This window comes from Edaphobacter aggregans DSM 19364, from assembly GCF_000745965.1.
Lineage (GTDB): Bacteria > Acidobacteriota > Terriglobia > Terriglobales > Acidobacteriaceae > Edaphobacter > Edaphobacter aggregans.
The window spans coordinates 1-6,787 of record NZ_KN050792.1 but is presented as its reverse complement, the minus strand read 5'-3'; the positions used below and the strand labels follow the sequence as shown (position 1 = coordinate 6,787).

General features: G+C 56.7%; 4 protein-coding genes. 2 read left to right on the top strand and 2 right to left on the bottom strand.

Features of this window, described 5'->3' with window-relative positions:
* Positions 1 to 228: 228 nt before the first annotated feature.
* Positions 229 to 2,922 (bottom strand): glycoside hydrolase family 2 TIM barrel-domain containing protein, encoded by a 2,694-nt coding sequence (locus Q363_RS34985; RefSeq protein WP_245632677.1) that lies wholly within the window; start codon positions 2,920 to 2,922, stop codon positions 229 to 231.
* A 303-nt stretch (positions 2,923 to 3,225) separates the two neighbouring features.
* Between Q363_RS34985 and bglX the strand changes: the two genes are divergently transcribed.
* Positions 3,226 to 5,514, top strand: a complete 2,289-nt coding sequence (bglX, locus tag Q363_RS34980) for a beta-glucosidase BglX (protein WP_084081075.1) — start codon at positions 3,226 to 3,228, stop codon at positions 5,512 to 5,514.
* Positions 5,515 to 5,970: 456 nt separating this feature from the next.
* Here the strand turns inward: bglX and Q363_RS34975 are convergent, their stop codons facing one another.
* Entirely contained in the window at positions 5,971 to 6,168 is a 198-nt protein-coding gene (locus tag Q363_RS34975; protein ID WP_035359785.1) for a hypothetical protein, read from the bottom strand.
* Between the two features lie 156 nt (positions 6,169 to 6,324).
* On the opposite strand from Q363_RS34975, the gene Q363_RS34970 reads away from it, so the two are divergent.
* Positions 6,325 to 6,714: a recombinase family protein gene (locus Q363_RS34970; protein ID WP_051979782.1), complete on the top strand. Its 390-nt coding sequence runs from the start codon at positions 6,325 to 6,327 to the stop codon at positions 6,712 to 6,714.
* Positions 6,715 to 6,787: the final 73 nt, after the last annotated feature.

Genomic DNA, 6,787 nt, shown 5'->3' with positions numbered 1-6,787 from the left:
TCGGGGATATCGTCACCCTCCGCCGCCAAGCCAAAGCCTGGAATCGCAGTGCAAACCGCCACAAGATCACCATCAAGTGGAAGTTCACAAGGAAGCTGGCACGCCTGAAACTGAACTACTCATTCAAGCGGTCACAGTACTAGCCGCAAAAACCAACTAAGACTGGCCAAGATCAACGAGACGCAAATCACCGTCAGAAGGTGGCACAGGCTCGGCCCACTTGCGACGCTATTGCAGCTCAATCGCGGAGACAACCGCGTCTCCTTTGGTCGGTCTGAACTCAAGAATCACCATGCCATCCCTGGCATTCACTTCGAAACGCTGTTGATACGCGGTCAGCGCACCTCCCGCGGCCGCTGCCACATCCAGATTGGCCACAATCTTCTGCCCGTTCGCGAAAACGTCGAAGATGCGGTCGCCGGGATGTAGAGACGGCTCCACGAACGTGAGCACTACGCTGTGCGGACCATCAGCGACGGGAACACGATAGGTAAAAAAACCGGCACGGTAAGTGGCCGCAACCTCCGGGCTGCTGGTCCCAGCCATTGACGGCGGAGCCGGAGCTCTGCCCCGAGTTCCCGGACCGGAGATAACCTGCGCCGTTCCGCCCTCGAAGAACGTATCCGATCCAAAGCGTTTGTCCGGGCTTGTGCCAGCAACCAGCGCGCCGCAATCGATAAAAGTATTCTTCGCGGCTACGTCGGAAAGATGCCACTGAACTCTATCCTCTACATCTCCCTTGGAGAAGGAGCCAATTGCGATGCTGTTGTTGGCACCAGGGCTAAGGACGACGCCATTCCAGACACAGATGCGATCCGGGCAGTCTGCAAGCACTCCAATGAGCTTTCCATTGACTTTCAGCGAGGTCTTTGGCGCGTTGCTGTACACCCGCACATCTGCTATCCGGTAGGCTCGCTCGGTGTAAAGCCTGGAGTTGATGTGCACCGTTGGCGTCGCCGTCCAGTTGGCTTTGTAAAAGAAGTACGCGTCCTTCCTATACTTATGGTCAAAGGTAACGATGCCCTTGGTATTGATGTCCTGGGCATTGCCCTCGCTGCGAGTAGTGCTTCCGAAGTCGAAGGAATTCCAGAGAAACGTACCCCATAGGTACAGTTTGCTGCGCAGCGTGGACCAGTTCTGTTCGTGAATGTGGGATTCGTATTCTTCCGCCTGGGGCCGGTTGCGCGACTCCGGGCCACCGAGCGCATTGTCAGAGTGCAGCGAGACAGCGCCGCCGGCACCGTATTCCGTTACCGCCATGGGCTGTGCGGGCCGGGTGTGGTGCAGGGCGTCAAGATGAGGGCCCAAGTCGGAGGGCGTGTCGTAGTACCAGCCGAAGTAGCGGTTCGCACCGGAGAGGTCGGTGACCGAGGCCGTGATGGGCACCACAGTATCGGGTGCGTAGCGTATTCGCTCACAGCAAGTCGCCAGTGTTGTCGGCCTGCCTGGGTCCAGTTCGTGCGCCAACTGATTCAACTCATTGAGTAAGGGCAGGGGATCAGGAACGGCGCCTGTTTTGTTCCCCACAAAGGCCGGTATGCTGTTTCCAAAATCGATCTCATTGCCGATGGACCAGGTGATGACCGAGGGATGATTGAAGTCCTGCGCGATGAGCTCGCGCAATTGCTGGCGGGCGTTCTCACGAAGCGCTTCGGTCGGTTGGAGGCTCTCGCCCAACGTCCACTGGCTTACCAGGGGAATCTCGTCCCAGAGCACGAGTCCGTCGCGGTCCGCGAGGTCGTGAATCGGCTGGCCGTGCTGGTAGTGGGTGAGGCGTATGCCGGTCACCCCCATCTCACGCATCATCGCCTCGTCCGCGGCAATGTCCTCCGGATCCGACGCCCAACCTTTGCCTTCACGATCCTGGTGATAGCCGACGCCGTGGACGGCGTCGTGTTTTCCGTTGAGGAACAGTCCTTGATCCGGATCGAAGCGAACCTGCCGGATGCCGAAGGGGAGCGAGACTCGATCGACGAGTTGGGAGGACTTGTTTGAGAGTTCAACCACCAGGCGGTACAGATAAGGACCCTCCACACCTTGCCAGAGATGCGGATGCGGCACAGCGACGTTGACGGTGCTCTCTACGACGCTCGCTGGGGCCACGGTGACGGACTGCTCTTGTTGTGCCGCGACCTTGCCGTTCGCATCAACGAGCAGGGTTCGAAGCAGAACGGTGCTGCTTTGCTCACTGTCGTTGCGTACGCGTGCGCGCACCTGCACCTGCGCTCCGGCAGACGCGACGGACGTCGTCTTCGCATAGACACCGGAGGAGCCGTAGTCCATCAGATCAAGGTGCGTCTTCCTGGTGAAGACGAGGCTTACTGGACGATATAAACCGCCGTACACGAAGAAGTCTCCGGTAAGCGGCAACACGTCGGCGGTCCAGCTTCCTAGCGCGGGTTTCGTGTTGTCAACCTTCACCGTAAGCGTGTTCTCCTGGCCCAGCTTAAGTGCTGCCGTGGTGTCCAGGCGAAAACGCGAGAAGCCTCCCCGGTGCGTGCCAAGCGTGGTTCCGTTCAACCAGACGGTTGCGATGCGGCTTGCGGCGTCAAATTGCAGAAAGCTTTCCATACCAGCCACGTTCGCTGGAGGCGTGAAGACGAGCTTGTACCAGCCGACGCCTTGCGTGGTTACCACGTTCTGCGCGGTGTTGATGTGGGACGCGGGTGCGTCCTTGTAGTAGCCCACACGGTTCCAGGTGTGTGGCACGCTAACGGTTGTCCATGTCGCATCCGGTTCAGCGTGGAGCTCTGTCGTAGATTCTGGTCCCAGTTTGAAGTGCCATCCATCGCGGAGCGACATCTCGACGCGAGGGTCTACCGCCGTGGAACGGTGCGTTGTGCTCGTCTGTGTCTTCTGTGCCTGATTCTCCACGGCGAGCGGCAAGAGGCACAGCATAAGCAGACAAAGAGGGCGGGGCATAGGCAAGCTCCTGCAAGCCCCATGTGCTTGCGTGGCTAAAGAGACAGCGCAATTTTAGACATCACACGAACCGTTGTCACCAAGACTATGTGGAAGCGGCGTCGAGCGAGCCTGAGTACCGTGCTTACAGTCTCTACAAGTCGGCCATCAGTGTACCGGGATAACATAATCCGGTCGGGGCAGGAAAATCGGACACTGGGGCGTTTGTCGGTACTCGTCAGTGCTCCGCCGTAATCAGGTGAGAAATCTGAAGGATTGGACACCATCATGTTGTTGATCGATGATACTCGTCACGAGATTTCTATGGCTAAGTTGCGAGTCTGTCTCTGCTTTAGCGTTATCGGCCTGCTTCTCTCCGGAACAGCAGAAGCCCAAGCCCCCATTTCGCGCAACGATACAGATCGTGCCAACGCGCTTCTGAAGGAAATGACGACTGAGGAGAAGATTGGTCAACTGAACCAGCCCTTCTACCTAAAGCTTCCCATTACCGGTATGAAGATCGATCCAGTGGCCTACGAAGACCGAGTGCGTCGCGGCGAGGTCGGCTCCTTTCTGTTCCTCACCGACCCAAAGGAGATCAATCGTCTACAGAAGATCGCAATGACCGAGCAGCGCTTGCACATTCCAATCCTTTTTGGCTTCGACGTGATTCACGGCTTTGATACGGAATTTCCCGTACCTCTGGCTATGGCTGCCTCCTGGGATCCGGCAATGGCCGAACAAGCGCAGGGGATCGCCGCGGAAGAAGCGGCCCATGCCGGGCTGCGTTGGAGCTTTGCACCGATGTTGGACATTGCAAGAGACCCGCGATGGGGCCGGATCTCCGAAGGAGCGGGTGAGGATCCCTATCTTGGCGCGGCAATGGCACGCGCTCAGGTACGAGGTTTTCAAGGAACGCCAGAGAATCCGCGGCCCTTCATGGCAACCTTGAAGCATTTCGCGGGTTACGGAGCTGCGGAAGGTGGCAGGGACTACGACGCTGTTTACATTCCGGAAGAGCGGATGCAGAACGTCTACCTTCCTCCGTTTCGTGCAGGAGTGGAAGCGGGCGCGGACACCGTCATGAGCGCGTACATGGACCTAAACGACGTTCCCGCGAGCGGCAACATACACCTTCTACGGGATATTCTGCGAACAGAATTGGGATTCAAAGGATTCGTGGTGAGCGATGCCTTTGCCGTCGGCAGTCTGGTCACGCAAGGCTTCGCACGCGACAGCACGGACGCGGCGCTACGTGGGGCTACGGCCGGCGTGAATATGGATATGGGGAGCGCAACCTATTTGGAGCGCATGAAATCTCTGCTCGATCAAGGGCAACTCACCCTTACCCAGCTCGATGATCTCGTCCGCCCCATACTGGTTGCGAAGTATCGTCTTGGACTCTTTGAGAACCCTTATGCGGATGCTACCGAACAGACCCACGCTGAGATGCTAGCGAAGCATCGTCAGATAGCGAGAGTTGCAGCCACGCGTTCTGTTGTATTGCTTCGGAACGAAGGCGATCTTCTGCCGCTGGCAAAGACGACAAAGCGAATTGCCGTGATTGGACCGCTCGGCAACAGCAAAGGCGACATGAACGGGCCGTGGAGCCTGACCGCAAAAGCAGAAGACGCAGTCTCTGTCTTCGAAGGTATCCGCGCAAAACTTCCTGGCTCCCAAGTGGCCTATGCAGGGGGCGTGCAAATAGCCAAGGCATTCCCCTCCTCGTTCGATGGGCTTATTGGTCCGAAGATACAGACGCCCTGGACACCAGAAGAGGCGGATCGTCAGATGAAGAGCGCGCTCCAGCTAGCCGGGAAATCCGACGTGGTGATCATGGCCCTTGGAGAGCTAACCATCATGGACTTCGAGTACTCCTCACGTTCGTCGCTCAGCCTTCCCGGCAAGCAACAGGAGCTTCTCGAGAAGATTCAAGCGCTCGGTAAGCCTATCGTGTTGCTGCTCTTCAGCACCCGGCCGCTCGATCTTTCGTGGGCTTCAGAACATATCCCAGCGATTATGGATTGCTACTTCGGCGGCACGGAAACTGGGAATGCAGTTGCTGATCTTCTGGTGGGTGATGCGGTACCCGGCGGCAAGCTGCCGGTCACGTGGCCCCGCGCTGTTGGTCAGATTCCAATCTATTACGCGCATACGACGTCGCATAAGCCTTATGATTCGCCCGAATTTACCTCTCGCTATTGGGATGCTCCAACCTCACCTCTCTACCCCTTTGGCTATGGGTTGAGCTATTCGACCTTCTCTATCTCCGATCTTCGCCTAAGCACTAAAACCGCTCCCCTTGACGGTTCGATCACGGCAACGGTCACGGTTGCAAATACTGGCGCAAGAGCAGCCGACGAAGTGGTGCAGATTTATCTCCATCAGCGATTCGGTTCGGCATCGAGACCTGTTCGTGAGTTGAAGGGGTTCCGTCGTGTCACGCTGCAGCCTGGGCAAAAACAGGAGATCAGCTTCACGGTCGGCCCCGCGGAGCGAACCTATTGGAGCGCCGCAAAGAACGGATGGGTTGCAGAATCTTCCAACTTCGACGTATGGGTCGGCAACAGTTCGACAGCCACACTGCACGAGAGCTTCTCGGTAGTGCAGTAAGGAACAGAAGCATTCGTTTGGAACGAGGACAGTCTCTCTCGAAGTGTGGAACTAGTAGGGCAGTGATGCGCAGAGTCTGCGGGAAATTTGCCGTAAATCACTAATCTCGCCTGGAGCTCTGTCCACTGTGCCGACCGCTCTTCCGTAGTGAGCCAAGGAAATCCCTCCCATGATGAGAGCAGACGTAAGATCTTCCTTACTCGCGAATCTGCGGGTCACTCCAAGAAAGCCCATCAGCTCTCTCCTACGATCGAGCAGGACACCGCGTAGGGATCTCGCCCCTCGTCCCGTCGAAGGTGATCAGAAAATGCGCACAATTTAATTTGATTCGACATGGAGACATCTCCAGCTAATTGGATGCTGTCGACGACTGTGGCTTCACCTTTCGGAATTTGAAAGCCTTTTAGACACCCATTCTAGACTAGGACCTTCTTACGCCTCATAGCTGTTCCTTTGTTAGGCTATCCGCCTGAACGAGGACTCCTGCGAGCTGCGGCATCCCGCGTCAGCATCGGCCCAGCCAGCTCGCCAGCCTCGTGTTGCTCCGCGACACTGTGGTTCACCGGAAAGGCGGGCGAGATAGCCCGCGTCGAATTCGTTGGAGTCGAACGGAGCGGTGTCATCATCGAGCGGCGTGATGCGCGGTATATTCATGTGAATCCTCCTGCTCTGTGATCGGATATCAAAAACGACGGTTTATGGAACGTTTCTGGACCGTCTTTTGATACGAGTTCTGAATCCTTCTAAATCATGCCACAACTCACGTCACAAACAAATAGAATATGACATGATTTGTGATATCTTTTTCTCATGGTGATTGGATACGCACGCGTTTCGACGGACGACCAGACGAACGCGGCACAGCTCGCGGAGCTGAAGAAAGCCGGTTGCAAAAGGATTTACGAAGAGAAGATCAGTGGGCGGAATGTCGATCGGCCCGAGCTGACCCGATGCCTTGAGCGGCTGGATGAGGGAGACACGCTCGTAGTTTGGCGTCTCGATCGTCTGGGAAGATCGTTAGCCGACTTGTTGGAGATTGTGAATACTCTCCAGCGGCGCAAGGTCGCTTTCGTCTCGCTGAAGGAGAAGTTCGATACGAGCCATGCCGCAGGACGCTTGATCTTTCACGTCTTCGCATCACTGGCAGAGTTTGAGAGGGAACTGATCCGTGAGCGCACTATGGCGGGACTAGTACTGTGACCGCTTGAATGAGTAGTTCAGTTTCAGGCGTGCCAGCTTCCTTGTGAACTTCCACTTGATGGTGATCTTGTGG

What these genes read in the sequence shown, in the direction of transcription:
- Q363_RS34985 (WP_245632677.1), bottom strand. Translation starts at nt 2,922, where the DNA reads ATGCCCCGCCCTCTTTGTCTGCTTATGCTGTGCCTCTTGCCGCTCGCC.
- bglX (WP_084081075.1), top strand. Translation starts at nt 3,226, where the DNA reads ATGGCTAAGTTGCGAGTCTGTCTCTGCTTTAGCGTTATCGGCCTGCTT.
- Q363_RS34975 (WP_035359785.1), bottom strand. Translation starts at nt 6,168, where the DNA reads ATGAATATACCGCGCATCACGCCGCTCGATGATGACACCGCTCCGTTC.
- Q363_RS34970 (WP_051979782.1), top strand. Translation starts at nt 6,325, where the DNA reads ATGGTGATTGGATACGCACGCGTTTCGACGGACGACCAGACGAACGCG.